At 35.3% G+C, this 16,454-nt stretch carries 14 protein-coding genes and 1 pseudogene; 7 read left to right on the top strand and 8 right to left on the bottom strand.

The window, feature by feature from the left end:
• Positions 1–17 precede the first annotated feature (17 nt).
• Positions 18–959 carry a LysR family transcriptional regulator gene (locus JOC86_RS00675; RefSeq protein WP_205167866.1) on the top strand — a complete coding sequence of 314 codons (942 nt, stop codon included), beginning with the start codon at positions 18–20 and terminating at the stop codon, positions 957–959.
• A 163-nt stretch (positions 960–1,122) separates the two neighbouring features.
• Here JOC86_RS00675 and JOC86_RS00670 read toward each other — a convergent pair whose 3' ends face one another.
• A complete protein-coding gene (locus JOC86_RS00670) occupies positions 1,123–2,082 on the bottom strand; it encodes a metallophosphoesterase family protein (RefSeq protein ID WP_205167865.1) in 960 nt (319 codons plus the stop codon).
• A 951-nt stretch (positions 2,083–3,033) separates the two neighbouring features.
• Between JOC86_RS00670 and JOC86_RS00665 the strand changes: the two genes are divergently transcribed.
• From JOC86_RS00665 to JOC86_RS00650, 4 genes and pseudogenes are all read left to right on the top strand, one after another.
• Positions 3,034–3,828 (top strand): helix-turn-helix domain-containing protein, encoded by a 795-nt coding sequence (locus tag JOC86_RS00665; protein ID WP_205167864.1) that lies wholly within the window; start codon positions 3,034–3,036, stop codon positions 3,826–3,828.
• Between the two features lie 164 nt (positions 3,829–3,992).
• On the top strand, positions 3,993–5,480 hold the full coding sequence (locus JOC86_RS00660) for a DHA2 family efflux MFS transporter permease subunit (RefSeq protein WP_239587324.1): 1,488 nt from the start codon (positions 3,993–3,995) through the stop codon (positions 5,478–5,480).
• Positions 5,481–5,954: 474 nt separating this feature from the next.
• A pseudogene (locus tag JOC86_RS00655) lies at positions 5,955–6,375 on the top strand (Lrp/AsnC family transcriptional regulator).
• A gap of 593 nt (positions 6,376–6,968) precedes the next feature.
• Positions 6,969–7,700 carry a DUF421 domain-containing protein gene (locus tag JOC86_RS00650; RefSeq protein ID WP_205167863.1) on the top strand — a complete coding sequence of 244 codons (732 nt, stop codon included), beginning with the start codon at positions 6,969–6,971 and terminating at the stop codon, positions 7,698–7,700.
• A 325-nt stretch (positions 7,701–8,025) separates the two neighbouring features.
• On the opposite strand, the gene JOC86_RS00645 is transcribed toward JOC86_RS00650, so the two are convergent.
• The 3 genes from JOC86_RS00645 to JOC86_RS00635 form a co-directional block, all read right to left on the bottom strand.
• Positions 8,026–8,430 (bottom strand): hypothetical protein, encoded by a 405-nt coding sequence (locus JOC86_RS00645; RefSeq protein WP_205167862.1) that lies wholly within the window; start codon positions 8,428–8,430, stop codon positions 8,026–8,028.
• A 517-nt stretch (positions 8,431–8,947) separates the two neighbouring features.
• Entirely contained in the window at positions 8,948–9,730 is a 783-nt protein-coding gene (locus JOC86_RS00640; RefSeq protein ID WP_205167861.1) for an alpha/beta fold hydrolase, read from the bottom strand.
• A gap of 386 nt (positions 9,731–10,116) precedes the next feature.
• Positions 10,117–10,341, bottom strand: coding sequence for a hypothetical protein (locus JOC86_RS00635; protein ID WP_205167860.1), 225 nt, complete (start codon positions 10,339–10,341; stop codon positions 10,117–10,119).
• Between the two features lie 177 nt (positions 10,342–10,518).
• Here JOC86_RS00635 and JOC86_RS00630 point away from each other — a divergent pair, with 177 nt between their 5' ends.
• Positions 10,519–11,106 (top strand): lysophospholipid acyltransferase family protein, encoded by a 588-nt coding sequence (locus tag JOC86_RS00630; RefSeq protein WP_205167859.1) that lies wholly within the window; start codon positions 10,519–10,521, stop codon positions 11,104–11,106.
• A 428-nt stretch (positions 11,107–11,534) separates the two neighbouring features.
• Here the strand turns inward: JOC86_RS00630 and JOC86_RS00625 are convergent, their stop codons facing one another.
• The 4 genes from JOC86_RS00625 to JOC86_RS00610 form a co-directional block, all read right to left on the bottom strand.
• A complete protein-coding gene (locus tag JOC86_RS00625; RefSeq protein ID WP_205167858.1) occupies positions 11,535–11,987 on the bottom strand; it encodes a VOC family protein in 453 nt (150 codons plus the stop codon).
• 343 nt (positions 11,988–12,330) lie between these two features.
• Positions 12,331–12,831, bottom strand: coding sequence for a hypothetical protein (locus JOC86_RS00620; protein ID WP_205167857.1), 501 nt, complete (start codon positions 12,829–12,831; stop codon positions 12,331–12,333).
• 135 nt (positions 12,832–12,966) lie between these two features.
• On the bottom strand, positions 12,967–13,362 hold the full coding sequence (locus JOC86_RS00615) for a DUF3888 domain-containing protein (RefSeq protein ID WP_239587323.1): 396 nt from the start codon (positions 13,360–13,362) through the stop codon (positions 12,967–12,969).
• A gap of 251 nt (positions 13,363–13,613) precedes the next feature.
• Entirely contained in the window at positions 13,614–14,543 is a 930-nt protein-coding gene (locus JOC86_RS00610; RefSeq protein ID WP_205167856.1) for an NAD(P)-dependent alcohol dehydrogenase, read from the bottom strand.
• Positions 14,544–15,384: 841 nt separating this feature from the next.
• Between JOC86_RS00610 and JOC86_RS00605 the strand changes: the two genes are divergently transcribed.
• Positions 15,385–16,074, top strand: a complete 690-nt coding sequence (locus tag JOC86_RS00605; protein ID WP_338021692.1) for a DUF4386 domain-containing protein — start codon at positions 15,385–15,387, stop codon at positions 16,072–16,074.
• The last annotated feature ends 380 nt before the right edge of the window (positions 16,075–16,454 follow it).

Below are 16,454 nucleotides of genomic sequence, written 5' to 3'. Positions count from 1 at the left end.
GCAAAAGGATGTGTTTTATGATGGATTTAGAAGGCATAGAATCATTTTTAACCGTTGCACATAAAAAAAGCATATCCAAAGCTGCGGCTAGTCTTCATATTACGCAGCCTACACTAAGTACAAGAATTCGAAAATTAGAAGAAAGCTTGGGCTATACATTACTGGAAAGAAGCTGGGAGGGAGTTAGATTATCTAATCAAGGATATTACTTTCTGCCTTATGCAATACAATTACTTCGAGAATTAAGTAATGCCTCTACCGTTCTAACAGATTTCAACGTATCAGGATACGAAACATCTATTAAAGATGTTACAAATAATAATAAAGATTTTAAGATTGGGATTAACTCTTGGCTTGCCCCAGTTTTCACAAAAGCCATTATTTCTGTACTAAGTGATCATTTCCCTCATTTAGAGTATAGATTTGTAACAAGACCAACGAATATCATAAAAGAATTAATTCATTATGATGGCATTCACTTAGGAATCTACTATCATAATGAGCAAAAAACGAATTTCTATCATCGACCATTAATAGAAGATGATATGGTCCTTATCTGTTCTGATGAAGATTCGGCCATTATTCAAAATAATATCGATCATATATATAAGTTAGATAAGCCTTACCTGCTATTCGATAACCCTATATTAGCTAATAATACTAACTTGGTGAATTCCATTTTAAGTAGATTAAATATTAATAGGTTTCAAGTTGTTGATGATTTTAATGTGATGACTACTTATCTTACCTCTGGAAAAGGCTACATTATTTTACCTAGAACAGGTCTTTTTCAATTTCCTAATTTCCCTACTTCCCGAATGAAAATGATCCCACTCGGGGAACAGCTGCCAAGTATAGGGATTCATATAGGATATAATAAAAGCACTTTATTCTTAGAAGAAATCAAGATCATCGAACAAGAGCTATCAACATTTTTTAAGAAAGAAAATGTAAGTTAACGTAAACCTAATTAAAAGTTTATTAATCACCATCGATCTCCTAAAAGAAGAAAGAGCCACCTAAAAGGTAGCTCAAACCCAAAGTTATAAAAAGTGAATAATCAAAATACCCGTCTCCTTTACCGAGATATTTTTTAATCTACCCTAAATTTCATACAATCTCTTACTCTAAGTTATAAACCGTATGTTGATACTCTTTTATCCATTCTTTCTTAGCAAAATTCCTACCTTTAATTTCAACACGATTTTTATAAACCTCTATATATAGGCCTTGACTGCCAGTAGAATCGATTATGGTTTCATATCCATTTCCATCTGGTCCCCAGATTCGGTCTACGCCCCCAGAACTAACCATTGTGAAGTCATCTTGTATAAACATGTTTGGGAAACGAAGATCCCAATGCATATGACCTGAAATGAATATAGTCGATGGGTACTTAGCGAGGATCGCTTTGAGTTCTTGGTCCTGAATCACAGCATTTTTATAATAATCAATATCTGTTCCATAAAATGTGTTAGGCAGTGGCTGATGTAGGAAAACGAACATTGGTTTTTTTGAATGACTATGGATTTTTAGAGAATGTTCCAGCCATTTTAATTGCTCTTCACTTAAGAAAGCAGAGTCTTTTGTAGGTGAGCCAACAGGACCCCAACTCTCTGAACCTAAAAAGAAAAATGGGTATCCTTTAATCATTTTCTTATAGTAAACCTTATCATACCCTGTAAAATCTAAAAATCTTTGAATCGATGCTTCATTTCCATCATTCTTGAAAAATTCATGATTTCCAATAGTATAATAGGTTTTCTCCGGATGAGGATACTCATTTAATATTTCTAAAAATTTTTGGTAGCTCTCCTTCTTCCCATCATTAATCATATCACCATTTATAATCAATGCATCTGAATTAGGATTAATTGAATGGAGATCATTTAAGGTATCATGAAATAGTTTTTGAACTCTTTCGTTATCCACTGTAAGCTGTACATCGCTAATAACTGGAAATGTAAGAATTGGTTTCTTATCACTGTTCCCATTTGAAATTTCTTCAGCTTTTATCATAGTAGATGGGTACACTAAAGCCATAACAACTAACAAAATAAATGAGATAAACCTTTTAATCATGTCGCGATCCTCCAAGTTCATTTTTATTCCTACTCACTCTCGTATCCATATCGTTTTTACCCATAGTTAGCCATTTTACTGTTATTGTGTAACCTGCCTCCTTTCTATGAAATTATTGAAAATTCTACATATTTCAATTATAGGGTTGATGGGTTAACAGGTCAATAGATTGCAAATGATTTTTATTGTTACTTCATATGATATTTATAGAATGATAAATCATTTTTTACTATCAAAATTTAAATCATTTTGTGGATTTGAAATTAAGTTTGACTGTTTTATTAGAAACTTCATTATGTATAAAAGCTGTTTTCGTAATATTTGTTGCTACTTGAATAGGGTTTGCTGATTTCCTCTCAAAAGATGCTCGCTTTCGGCGGGCGGTCGGAGAGCCTCCTCGTCGCATTACCCTGCTTAAGTCTCACCCGTCCCGCTGCTTCCGCAGGAGTTTCGCACTTTCCTCTTTCCAATCAATCTTTTTACAAAAATTCATTTTCTCAATACACATTATAAAAACAACAATCTTTTAGAAAACAGCCCTTTTATAAGTTGCACCGTTTTACCCCTTTGGATAATATTGTCTATAAGAGTGTTTTTATATTCAAACGAAGAAGAACACCTGAAGTTGAAAATAGAAAAAAGAAGATCAGAATTATAGAATCGGACCAAATATAAAAACAATGGAAAGAATTTAAGACAAACTCAACTAGATAAAAGAGTTTATCTCAGGAAGACAATGTGATTTTTTTTAAAACTAACAACAATCCACTATCATTAGACCGATTATTATGGCGGTATTCAAAAAATTCCGGGAGTTTCCTATATTACATCAAGAAAATCTGAATTTCCTTCATAAAAAGGACCAGATCATGAATCGGATTGCTGCTTTTACCTAATTGCACAATCATTATTATGCTAAAAGAGAACTGTTAATTGGAAGGAGAAGAAATCATGACGGACCGATATTCAGAAATAGACGAAGCAATCGAATATATTCATCAACATATCTATGAACCTCTTTCGCTTTCTCGTTTAGCAGGTCATGTGGCCTATAGTCCGTACCATTTCACACGCATGTTTAAAGAAAGAATAGGACTCTCCCCCTTATATTATGTCTCTTCGCTCCGACTACAAAAAGCAAAAGAACTGTTAATATGGACTGATTTGAGTGTACGCGATGTAGGGTTGGAGATTGGTCAACAAAGCCTGGGAACTTTCACGTCCCGATTTTCTGAACGGGTAGGAATGACGCCGTCCCAGTTTCGGAATTCGACGATACAAGCAGAGGACCACTTCCAATCATTACAAAGACTTGGCGATTGGCGTACGTTAAATCCTGCTGCATTCCAACACGCCAAAATTGAAGGGACTATTAAATCGGAGCTGCCCTTTGAGGGTGTCATTCTAATTGGTTTATTTTCTAAACCCATTCCTGAAGGTCCCCCTCTATACGGAACATTACTTCCTTCTTTAGGGGATTTTTGTTTCACAAACGTCAAACGCGGAACTTATTACTTGATGGCTACATCGGTCTCCTGGGGGATGAAAACCACCGATATCTTGCTCCCGCATAACACCTTGCGTACACGATCGAAGGAGCCCATCATCGTAGAACCCTCTTACTCCGTTATACGGAAGGAAGTTATACTTTACCCTCCCCGTTTAGACGATCCGCCTATCCTGATTTCCCTGCCCCTGTTGATGAAGAATTTTCTCGATCAAATTCATCAATATAGCAATCGATAAGAAATCACATGAGCTATTTCATGTTAGGATAAAAAGGAATTTTCTTCTATGAAAGAATGGTCCCCCAAACCATAGAAAGGACGATGATCCTATCATGTTACTTTCCTACCGAAGATACAACAATACTTTAATAAGGCATTTTGCCTATTGAAAGGAGAAAGAAATTGAAAAATCAAACCGAATCGCATTTAAACGGTGGGACATTTGGGAGCAGAAGCAACTTTTTGTTGGTCATGATTATGATTTTAGGTGTGTTTGTAGCCATTTTGAATGAAACGCTACTTAATGTAGCATTGTCAAAAATTATGGATGACTTCGGAATCGCACCGAGTACCGCGCAATGGTTGACAACTGGATATCTCCTTGTTATCGGTGTACTCATACCAGTCACCGCTTATTTAATTCAGCGGTTTACAACAAGAAGCTTATTCCTTGGAGCTATGGGATTTTTTACGGTTGGGACATTTGTAGCAGCCATCTCACCAGGGATCGAAGTTCTTTTAATCGGAAGGCTGCTTCAAGCGGCGGGAACCGGGCTGCTCTTTCCTTTACTAACAAATGTAGTTTTCTCCATCGTTCCTATTGATAAAAGGGGTTCGGCAATGGGGACAATTGGGATTGTCATTACTTTTGCTCCTGCGATTGGACCCACTTTATCTGGAATCATTGTCGAGCATTTCAGCTGGCGGATTCTCTTCTACGGCGTTCTGCCAATCGCACTGTTTGTCATAATCTTTGCCTATATGAAGCTTAAAAACGTGACAGAGACGACTAATCCGAAGATTGATCCAATATCGCTTCTCCTTTCGACCTTGGGTTTCGGGGGAATTGTGTACGGATTCAGCAGTGCAGGTGAAGGACATGGGAGTTGGGCGAGCAACGAAGTCCTAACTCCAATTGCCATCGGTGTGGTATCCTTAATCCTTTTTACTTGGAGACAATTGACGATTTCACAACCGCTGCTAGATTTAAGAACATTTAAATACAACATTTTTAGAATGTCGACGTTGATTATGATGATAGTCATGATGGCAATGTTTTCTGCAATGATGTTGCTGCCGATATTCCTTCAGAATGCCTTAGGCTATAGTCCGTTGGAGGCTGGCTTGGTCATGTTGCCAGGAGGGATTGTCATGGGGATTATGTCGCCAATTACCGGCCGACTATTTGATAAATTCGGTGCCAAGTGGCTTGCCCTTATCGGATTAGGATTGATCTCGATTACGCTGTGGCAATTTGCTTTCATTACCTTATCAACCTCTTACAGCACGATTATGATTTTCAATACGCTTTTAATGTTGGGTATTTCTATGGTCATGATGCCGGTCATGACCAACGCTTTGAACGAACTGCCCCCTCCATTATATCCGCATGGAACGGCTATTATCAGTACGCTTCAGCAGGTGGCAGGAGCTGTCGGGACAGCATTGCTTGTATCCATCATGACCAATAGTTCTTCTCGGTTTATAGAAAATACGTTGATTAAGGAAGATGAGGGTTTATTACAAACTCTAGCGATGATTGCTGGTATGAAAAGCGCATTCTTGGTTGCATTCGGACTTGTCGCCTTCGCATGGATCGTTTCATTATTTATAAAACGGCCTGTTGTTCAAGAAAAGGCATTAAAAAATAAGCAAGGTGCTACGAATTAATAAAGGGATGACTTATTTTCAATGTTGGCTGAAGATCGTATCGTAGATTTCTTGATGATTTATTTTATGGTCATTCGTCACTTTATAAAGTTAAACACCCTTCGGAAATAGGACGGAATCGTAAAACATCACAGGTAGAAAATAACAAACCTTTTTATAAACCAAAACAAAAAAACTGCTTGATAAGAATCCATTTTGATTAAGTATTTCAAAATGGATTCTTTTTATTTATATATGCTGGTTTGTGAGCATTTTTCAATCTAGTTTTAGATCAATTCTAAGATCATTTTCTTATTACATTTTTCAAGCCGTTACGATGACCTTAAAGGGGGACGGAAACAATCCCCTCTCGATACCTTATTTTATAAAAATATAGAAGACTTATAAATAAGTTTTAAAAGGATATTTGGTTGTTTAGATTTAATTAATTTAGCATTTAGGTTATTCTAATTTATTAAAAGAGTTGGATATTTTATGGATCAAATTGATAAAAACATTGTGGGGATATTACAGTCAAATGCCAAAATTTCAATGAAGGATTTAGCAGAAGCTGTTCACTTATCTTCCCCGTCCGTAACTGAGCGAGTACGAAAATTAGAAGAGCAACAAATTATTGAAGGTTACCATGCACATGTTTCACTAAAAAAATGAACCGTCCAATTTCTGCATTAATATTGTTTGAATCAAAGGATTGTAAATCATTATCCAATTTTTGCTACAACCATCCAGATGTACTTGAGTGTTACAGAGTAGAGGGGAAAATAGCTATATTGTCAAATTAGCAACGTATTCTGTAGAGAGTTTAGAAGAATTTATTGATGATTCAATGCAATATGGTACGCCCTCTACAAATAGCGTGTTATCTTCTCATGAAATAAATAATCGACCCTTTTAATATTGATTAATAAAAATACAGACAAAAATTAATTAACTATTAAAGATACTTTCTTGTGATCTTCTCCTCTCCTTGAGTTATACTACCAAGATTCTTGCTCAATAATCCTTACTCCATTTGGAAACCGATAAAGTCTTGCCGCGGTCAACAGATTTACCGTCTAGATACAGAGTACCGAAATAAAGAGAAACTAACAAAACGAAACTTGAGTTTTATTCAACCGGGAGATATTTAAGCCCCTTCCTTTACCCATCTGATGGAATTCGCGAGCACTTATTTTATAGCTCATTTCATACCATTGATGACACCTTGGTGCACCCCTGGTGAATATGAAAAGACCCCCCATCAACTTAATGATGGGGGGTTGTTCCTTATTCCATTAAAGCGCTCTATAACAGAATAACTTAGAGCTTTATTTCACTTTTTCAATATCCCACCTTTAGATTTATAAAATATTGGAGAAAAAATATGAAAAAAATGAAGATGTAGGGAAAGGTTTTTCTACAGCTTTATTAAATTTCCATTGTCATGTAAATAATTAATAAATATCTGTGTCATATTAAAATGTAAAGTTTCCTATATGAGGTGATATTATGGAAGATGCATTACAAATATTAAAAATTTTAGGGCGAATTGTCACCATTTTGCCACTAGCACTATTTGCAACACTTTATATGGGAAAACGCTCCATAGGTGAATTGCCGGTGTTTGATTTTTTAGTCATTTTAACTTTGGGAGCTGTAGTGGGTGCTGATATTGCAGACCCAAAGATTAATCATTTATATACAGCGATTGCCATTATTGCAATAGCTTTACTACAGAAATTAATTGCAACTTGGAAAATCAAATATCGAAAAATTGGCCGTTTGTTAACATTTGAACCTACAATGGTTATTTATCAAGGACAATTTTTAGTGAACAAAATGAAAAAAATACAGTATCCGATTGATACCATTTTACAAATGTTAAGAGAACAACAAATTTTTAATGTAAAAGATGTCGAATTAGCTATAGTTGAAGCGAATGGGAGTTTATCTGTTAAATTGTACCCTGAAAAGGAAGTTGCACGCGTCGAACATATTCTACCTCAGCCGAATGTTTTTAATAAGGGAATTGATATACCAGTTGTTATTGAAGGGGAGATTTATGAAAAAGTCCTATACTCAAGGAATTTAAATGAATCATGGCTTTATGAGAAGTTAGAAAGTAAAGATATTTTCGATGTAAAGGATGTCTTTTATGCAGCTGTTAACGATATGAATGAACTAAATGTATGTATTAAAAACACAAATAATCTTCAAAACCTTCCGCCTATTCTACACTAATAAAGGAAGGTTTTAAAATTTTATATCTCTTATAAAACCCGGACATCCGCCTCTTATCCTTAAAACAATTAATAAAGATATAAAGAAATTTCTTTCTTAAACTCCTGTAAGTAAACATAAAAAACAGCAATGACACAACTCTAAGCCAATTACCTTTAAGTAGTTTAATGCATTCCATTGAACCTCAAATAGCATTTCATCCTCATTATATGAGTCTTTCAAATTAGTATAACAAGAAAAAGACTGCCGTAGCAGCCTATTAAATACTAGCGCCCTTTTCGCGAAGATTTGAATATAAAAATACATTGTCAAGATTGAGGAAAATTTAACGAAAGGTTAAAAACCGAATCTTACCATTCACTCTTCTTGAGCTTGTAGCATTCACAACATCTCCATAATAACTTCCTGCTACCATATTAGTGAACGTCACTGTTTGTTCATAATATAAACCACCTCTTGTAAGGTATCTATAAGCAGTACAATTACCTGTTGCTGCACTACATAATCTAACTTTTAACTTATCGCTTGTTTCCCACATGATTGTTACGTCTACATTATCTCCGCTTCTTGCTGTCATGCTTCCGTCCCATAATCCATCCCCTGTTTTGAAATTATACCAACCATAGATACCTCCATAGTCATAATCAGCCGATGATGGAGTAGCAACAGTAACCACGGCTGTTAAGCAAATAAAAAATGCAAAGACAAGCTTGTTAATATTACCTTTCAAAAATATCCCTCCTAATAAGATGATTCAATACACTTATAAGCTTATTATTTGGTGAAAAGAATTTCTCCTATTTTTTTGAGACAAAAACATGATTCTTTTTCAATAAATTTTCGAGTAAGAAGTGTTTAAATAATCCCTGATCGTGCTGGCTCCGTTTCTAGTGCATCTCCAAGACTTATACCAACATATAACATTTATCCTGAAAGTAAATAACCAGGCCGTTAACTTAATAACAATTATTTCAAAATTCTGACTTCCCACTATATAGTACTCAAGAATCTGGCCCGTTTGTTCAATATTAAGTTTAAAAGGTTTTGTGTAGGTAGTGTTCAAGCCAAACAAAGAAATAAGATAGATTAAACACCACAACAAATTAATGATGGGATGTTGTTAGGATTACTTTAATGCGCCCTATTCTTTAATAAGTGCTTAATGTTTCTAATCATAATCTACATTAGAATGCTTAAATTGTCTTTCAAGGCATTCCCGGAGACACATTTTCATAATGCCGGGCAAGCTACTGTTTTAGAAACTTCGAGAATATTGTCAACACCACTTCAGGGTTAGGCATATGATCCTGTCCCTCAAGCATACTGAAATCTGAGTTTGGAATTCCTTCGCTCAGCTGGTACGCGACCTCGTGTATAGAAGAAGGACTTTCTTCGCCAACAATAATCTGCGCTGGTGTAGTTAGTTGGGAAGCTCGTGCAATAGGTGGTAGATCCATGGCTAACGTAGTGTCGTATGCAAGTGTTGGTGCGAGTGCCACCATAGTCTCCCATTGTGGTGATTGCCGCATACCGGTAATCACTTCTTTAGGTATGCCTATCCCTTCCAAGAAGATGCTTATCGCTTCGTCATTCTTACCGCTATAGAGAAGTTTATATAAGCCTTGACTCAACTCTTTGAATTCTTTTTGATTTGCATCATCATTTGCATAGGCTGGGTCATACATAACCAGCTTTCTCACTTTGCCGCCTAGCCGCATGGCAGCTTCAAGCCCAAGAATGGCACCCGATGAATGACCATAAACATAAGCCGTACCACCAGCTGCGTCAATCATTGCTTCAATGTCTTCTAGTTCTCGTTCAATTGTGTACGGTAGTGTATTACCGCTGTCACCACGCCCGCGTCGATCATAATTGTAGACGGTAAATTGTTCTGCAAATACTTTGGCATCATGCACGACCGGTTCAAATGAGCGAAAACAAGTGGCTCCTGTTATAAATATTAGTGCAGGGCCTTTACCAAAGACATCATAAGCTAACGTTGTGCCGTCTTTTGATTGCGTTGTTTTCATTATTTATCCCTCCTTTTTTAAAACCGGTATATTCTCCGGCCTTTTACTTGTCACATCTCATAAACTTTCATACTCATTTCAACTATATCAGATTACTTTTGAAGAGACTTCTTCTGGATTGCTATTGTTCTATCTGTGTCTTAAATCTATATCCATTCTTCAACAATCTGGCCCGTTTGTTGAAGAATAAGTTTAATAGCATTTGGATATGAAGTTTTCAAGAAAAGAAATAAGGAAGATTAAAACACCCCGTCAATTTATGATGGGGTGTTGTTATTCTATTAAAGCGCCCGATTGACAAGATCATATCTACATTAACATGTTAGAAATTACTAACATGAATAAAAGCACCCTTTTAGTTTAAGTTCAGCTATATACTGAGCTGGTTAATTTTTAATAAGTAAAAATTGGATTAGTACGAGTGCAGCCGCTCCCATTATTGGTGCGATTTTTAACATCATGAACCCATTAGTTTGGTTATCTGTAGAAGCGTCTACCCGTTGAGCAATATCTACAGATTGTTTTGCAAATGTTGTAATATCTTCCATAGATTTATTAACATTTTGTAAATCAGGAAATGGAGCAGTTGGGCTTATCGTGACAAATCGCATTTAAATACATAATAGATTATTACAAGTCTCCTTTCCAAATAAAAAAGCACCATATCAAAGGCATATTTAAATGCCCGATAGGTGCATCCACACTCTTGTGAATATTACCACTTATAATTTAACCTAAGCAAAACCATACTATAAATTAATAAAAAATCTCTTGGAAGTGCAAATGGAATGCTTTATTCTTTACTAAAACCTGCCGCAAGATTAATTATACATTTAAAATTCCGTATTAAAATCACCGGGTTGGAACACGTTCCCACTCATAGCGCATTGATTATAGCTGCTAACCATGTAAGCAATTATGACCCCATACTATTATCTTGTGTGATAAAACGAAAAATTCATTTTATGGCAAAAGCCGAATTATTTCATAATCGTTTTTTAAAGTGGTTTTTTACTTCCATTAATATGATTCCAGTTGATCGCCATAGTGGAATCGTCATACGTCCTGTACGCCAAGGTTTAAAAGTTATTAACAATGGAGAAGTTTTTGGTATTTTTCCGGAGGGAAAAAGGTGTAAAAATGGAGAAATTGTTCAACCTAAAAAGGGAGTAGCTTTTATAGCACGTAAAACGAATACCCCAATTCTTCCAATTGTAATTATTGGGGTAAAAAAAGGTTTTCGAACACCCATAAAGATTGTGATTGGACCACAAATTAATTTTTGTCATCTAGACATTTCAGATTACTCATCTCTTTCACAATATGTTATGAACCAGATTAAAGAGCTAGAAAAAATGCATTATACGGATAACTAAATTGGGGGAGTACCAGCGAAGCTGTCACCACCCGTAATAAGGAATAGCAAGTTAATTTCAAATATTTTTTGCATAACCACAAACGCTAAATGAAGTTTGCAAAAACGCCAACCCCTTCTCTATCAACGGTTTGGCGTTTTCTCTTTTTTTATCATCAATGAATGATTTTATACATCATTGAAGAATCAACGTTTTCAGCTACCGAAGAAGCCTGACGAATGCATAAAAAAGTAGTATTTTATGCATCCTCTTATTAGATTAAATGGCACGTTTGTGGAATATTAAGTTTATAGTATTTTGAGTTTGTAGTGTTTCAAGCTAAGAAAAGAAATAAGGAAAATTAAACGCCCTATCAAATTAATGATGGGGTGTTGTTCTTATTTCATTAAAGCCCCTGATTGTAGAGTAAATAATGGAAAGTACACTATTTATTTTTTCCAATTCTGTATCTCTACAATATTCCCTTCGGGATCTTCTGCATAAACAACTGTTAATACTCCAAGGGACTCGTACTCTTTTTTTTCTAAAGCTCCATATTTCTTTCCACCGCATTCGATTAACTTATTCAAAACTTCTTCAACATTATCCACTACAAATGCAATATGCCCAAACCCTTGATAACTAATATTTGATTGATGCCTCTCAGGGTTTTCTGGATAATATTGAAAAATCTCTAAAGTTGGTCCTGCATCGTAACCAGGTAAGGTTAGATGGATGCCTTTAATACTAACATTGTCTATATTAGTTACTTTTTCTATCCATTTGCCTGAAAGATCTCTTTCGGGAAATACAGGCTTACAATCAAAAACATTAACATAAAAATCAGACAATCTACGCCAATCTTTTGCAACAATGTTTGTGTGAGCATATTTAATTGACACCGAAATCTCCTACCTTTGTTAAAAAAATAGCCCTGCTTTAACATATCATCTTAATAGATAATTTACCTTTTTTTTTTCTAATAAGTTTCTCTTTTTATAACATAACTTTTACATTTCAAGGTGAATTATTTTTTCTTCCTTATTCAAGATATAACCTGTTTGTTGATTATTAAGTTTAAAAGTATTTTGAGTATGTAGTGTTTAAGTAAAAAAGAATTAAGGAAGATAAAACCTCATCAATTAATAATGGAGTTGTTCTTATTACATTTAAGCGCCCTTTTATGGAATAACACTTGAGCTTAACTATTAGCTGGTTTAGTTGAAGAAGAAGTATCTTGTAAACCTATTCAATTATTTCATAAACCAATATATCGAATAATGTATCATCGGTATAAAGTAATATTGCCCACTCTCCCGACTCTGGTATTTTTACATTAGATGGCATATGTGCATCTGCACCATTGTTTGGTCCACCAAGTCCCTTAGTCCAACTATCTATTAAAATCTGATGGACAGTTTCTGTTTCTTTATGAAAACCAACAACCGTTAATTTCTTGTTTTCTAGGTCTTCAACTCCCCAAAGATGCCACATCCACTTTTGAACTTCTAAACTTGGCATATTTACACCAATAACACCTGATTTATTTTCATTTCCAATAATATCTCTATCACCAAACTCAACTGCTTTCTTTTCCCAATCGATTGTTTTAAAATCACTTACTTGAACAAAATCAGGAATATCTTCAGGTAAAACAATTTCTTTTTTAACTGTTTCATCCGATGTACAAGCTGCCATAACAAATAACATACTAAATAAAATAAATATCAACGGAATTCTTTTCATAAAATCATCCCCCTAATTTCTCCATTTTCCAACGGTGTAATTATACCAAAAATTTCAATATACTGGTTAACTATCCTGCCTTATAACTGATTAAAGACCAAGAAAAATGGACTGCTAAAAACAGTCCATCGTTGTTCAATTCTTGCTCCCTTTAGTTGAAGTTCGAGGATATGTTTTCAAGTGTTTATAACTTATGAGTTTCCCTCTTGTATTTATCACGACTTCATCTTCCCCATAACCCATATGAGCACGATAGTAAGGGTATACTTTAAGCGTCATCTCATATAATCCACCAACTCCATATAACTGTTTTATTTTAAGGATTTCTGTATCATATGAAGCCCAAGTAAGACCTTCAGGTGCATTTTCGTCGTCTTTGTAGATTTCAACAATTGCTTTATCTACTGGTTCTCTTAGGCTACTTATAAGTGCCATTTTAACCGTTTCGCATAATTCCGTATCGGCTTCATTTATTGTTTCTGTTTTTGCATTTACTGTTCTATTAGAAATTACTAATAGCATTCCAACCATAAGCAAGACCGCAAATTTTTTAATAATTATCACCTCATTTTAGTTTTCCTAAGAACTAAAATGATTTATTCAAGAATATGGCCCTTTTCATGCAGAAAGGCACATTTCCTTATTCAAGAAATGCGCCCGTTTACGGAATATCGTTATTATAGGAAATACTACCCGAAAGTTTAAGTACAAAACTTCACAATTATACATTATTAAACACATAACGACCAGGCACGCGAACAACGGTCAAGTGCAAAACCTTGTTAGGTTTTGTCATTATCAACCAAAGTTATTACTACATTTCCCTTTTTGTGTCCTTTTTCTACATATCTATGAGCCTCTGGAATTTGTTCTAGTGGATAGCGTTTATCAATTACCGATTTTATCTTCAACTTTTCAATAAGCTCTTTGAGGAACAATAAATCTTCAGTACGTTGCTTTGCTATCCCCTGTCCTTCAACTGACACGTATGTCCCGTTCGTAGTTAGTGCTCTCTTAGAATTTGATTTCGATCTCTTCCCTACTGCATCAAAGATGATATCATAACGCTCTTCTCTTTTCGTAAAATCCTCTTTTATATAATCAATTACCTTATCAGCTCCAAGCGATTTCACCAATTCAAAATTTGCGGCACTGCATACCCCAGTAACTTCTGCCCCAAAGTATTTGGCAAGCTGTACTGCGGAGGTCCCTACCGAACCTGAGGCTCCATAGATAAGAACTTTTTGTCCGTCCTGGATATTTCCTTTTCTTAGAAAATGCAGGGCGGTAGTGCCTCCAAAAGAAACTGCAGCAGCTTCCTCATAGGTCATATTGGTAGGTTTTATTGCCACTGCCCCGTCTTCAGGCAAACATACGTGCTCGGCATAAGCCCCAAAATTCATCCCCGTCATCGCAAAAACTTGGTCGCCTTTTTTAAATTTTTTTATATTCTTCCCTATCTCCTCTATCTCCCCAGCTAACTCCATCCCCAGTATTGATTTTCTCGGTTTTTTCAGACCCAAGAAGATTCGCATAGGAGGGATCCATGCCAAGATAGGACTATTGAAACTTCGAATTCTACAGTCCCCTGATGTTACTGTTGTCGCATGAACTTTAACCAGTACCTCATTGTCCTTGGGAGTAGGTTTTTCTACCTCTTTGAGCTGAAGAACATCGGGTGTTCCGTATTTTGTGCAAACAATTGCTTTCATAACTATCCTCCTAAATTTCTTTGATTTATTCCTTAAATCTTATGATATAAACCACAATATAAAACTACTATGATAAGGAAACTGAAGCGAACAAGCCTTATGCTCTTTGGATATTGTTTTTATTAAAATAAACTGCATCTTCAGTTTAAGTACATTCCTTCACAATCTCACAGCAACGTAACAAAAATTAAATGGCCCTTTACATAAAGAAAACGCATCTCTTATTCAAGAAATACGCTTTTATGTGGAAGACTCGAATTCAAGATAATCTTAAAAGACTTTAATTAGAATCTTCCACTATTGCCCCCTTTAATTGAATAAAGAATAAGCCGAATATCACCAGACAGATTTTCAGCTATTGCACCCGTTACTTTAAGTGTAGTTTTTTACATTTTTTATTACTCTTATAAAACTTTCACTTTCATCCTAGAAATCAATTTATGAGAACCTAATATATAGAAAAACATTATTAAAAAAGTATATATCGTTGGAAAAATTTCTACTCCATCCTCTTTTACATTTACAACGTACAAAAATGAGATGTTGTACTTATCTGCAAGGGAACTCAACAGAATAAAGCCTAAGTAGAACCCAATAAATGATAATAAATATAAAAAGAAAATTTTGATTTTGAAAATCAAATCATAAACACCTCCTTCTTGTGTTCTAGCCCCCTTATATGGAATAACCACTTAAACAACGTCAGCAATCCATTAATCAATATTCTTACAAATGACCTTTCAAATTAACATTTGGTCCAATCATATTAAAATGTCAGTTTTATCTTACCTTTTTCTGTCATATCATTATACAAAGTGGCTATTTATTGGGAGGTTAAAAGGTGAAGAGTACATATTCAGGTAGAAGGTCTGCAATAATTACTGGAATGTTGTTATTAGCTGGGATAGTAGCCGGTATATTTAGTGTTGTTCCTGTTGTAGATGGAGAGGACTACATCGCTAAGGCTTTTACATATAAAAACCAGGTCCTAATAGGGTCATTTTTCCAGTTGTTAATGGTTGTTGCATATGTTGGTGTTCCTATCATGATTTATCCGATTTTAAGTCAGCATAATAAAATTTTTGCTCTTGGATCTGTTGCTTTCGGCATTATTTCGGGTGTGTTCATTATTATTGGTGTGATCATTCTTTTGTTGCTACTGACCTTAAGCCAGGAATTTGTAAAGGTTGGAAATCTGGATGTATCGTATTTTCGGACCATTGGCGGTTTGTTACAAGCAGGGCGAGATTTGGTGAACCATATGGCAACGACACTGACATTTGTTTTGGCAATGCTCTTATTAAACTTCGCGTTTTACCAATCAAAACTAATTCCATCTTGGTTGTCAGTTTGGGGTGTTCTTGGATCTACCTTATCCATAATGGCAAGCTTATTATTTATGGTTCGTTTCATTGGTCTGGATTCAATCTACATGATGTTAAACATTCCAATAGCCTTTCAACAATTTGTTTTGGCTATTTGGTTTATCGTTGGATTCAATCCAACGATACAGCACTCCAATTCAAATTAATAAGAAGGTATGGTATGTAAATCTGTCCAATAGTTATGTATTAAACAAAAAGAGGCGTTATCCTTCTTAGATCAACGCCCCCTTTCGTATTATTAGGTTAACCAGAATGTTAGATTTTTCTGGTTGACCATTTTTTATGGTCTTATTATAACAGTAGCCAGGGTAGAACCTCCCTGCCCGTGGGACTTGGATCCCGTCAGTTAAACCGTTCGCCCCCTACTGGTAGAAACATGTTTGAGGCTGGTTGGGACAAAGATCTCGTATAACAAGCTAAGCTATGATACTACTAGGAGGAAATTGGGGCTACTGGCAAGTTGATTTAGAGGAGGAGATTAAGAATGAATCCAGTCGTAGGTTATATTTAGGTTAGAGGAGTGAAA

Origin of the sequence: Rossellomorea pakistanensis, from assembly GCF_016908495.1 — a bacterium.
Taxonomy (GTDB): domain Bacteria; phylum Bacillota; class Bacilli; order Bacillales; family Bacillaceae_B; genus Rossellomorea; species Rossellomorea pakistanensis.
Note: the sequence above shows the minus strand (reverse complement) of the source record. Positions and strands in the feature narration are given on the sequence as shown.

Excerpts from the sequence above, each read along its gene's own strand:
- JOC86_RS00675 (WP_205167866.1), top strand. The coding sequence starts at position 18 with ATGATGGATTTAGAAGGCATAGAATCATTTTTAACCGTTGCACATAAA.
- JOC86_RS00670 (WP_205167865.1), bottom strand. The coding sequence starts at position 2,082 with ATGATTAAAAGGTTTATCTCATTTATTTTGTTAGTTGTTATGGCTTTA.
- JOC86_RS00665 (WP_205167864.1), top strand. The coding sequence starts at position 3,034 with ATGACGGACCGATATTCAGAAATAGACGAAGCAATCGAATATATTCAT.
- JOC86_RS00650 (WP_205167863.1), top strand. The coding sequence starts at position 6,969 with ATGGAAGATGCATTACAAATATTAAAAATTTTAGGGCGAATTGTCACC.
- JOC86_RS00640 (WP_205167861.1), bottom strand. The coding sequence starts at position 9,730 with ATGAAAACAACGCAATCAAAAGACGGCACAACGTTAGCTTATGATGTC.
- JOC86_RS00635 (WP_205167860.1), bottom strand. The coding sequence starts at position 10,341 with ATGCGATTTGTCACGATAAGCCCAACTGCTCCATTTCCTGATTTACAA.
- JOC86_RS00630 (WP_205167859.1), top strand. The coding sequence starts at position 10,519 with ATGCTTTATTCTTTACTAAAACCTGCCGCAAGATTAATTATACATTTA.
- JOC86_RS00620 (WP_205167857.1), bottom strand. The coding sequence starts at position 12,831 with ATGAAAAGAATTCCGTTGATATTTATTTTATTTAGTATGTTATTTGTT.
- JOC86_RS00615 (WP_239587323.1), bottom strand. The coding sequence starts at position 13,362 with ATGGTTGGAATGCTATTAGTAATTTCTAATAGAACAGTAAATGCAAAA.
- JOC86_RS00610 (WP_205167856.1), bottom strand. The coding sequence starts at position 14,543 with ATGAAAGCAATTGTTTGCACAAAATACGGAACACCCGATGTTCTTCAG.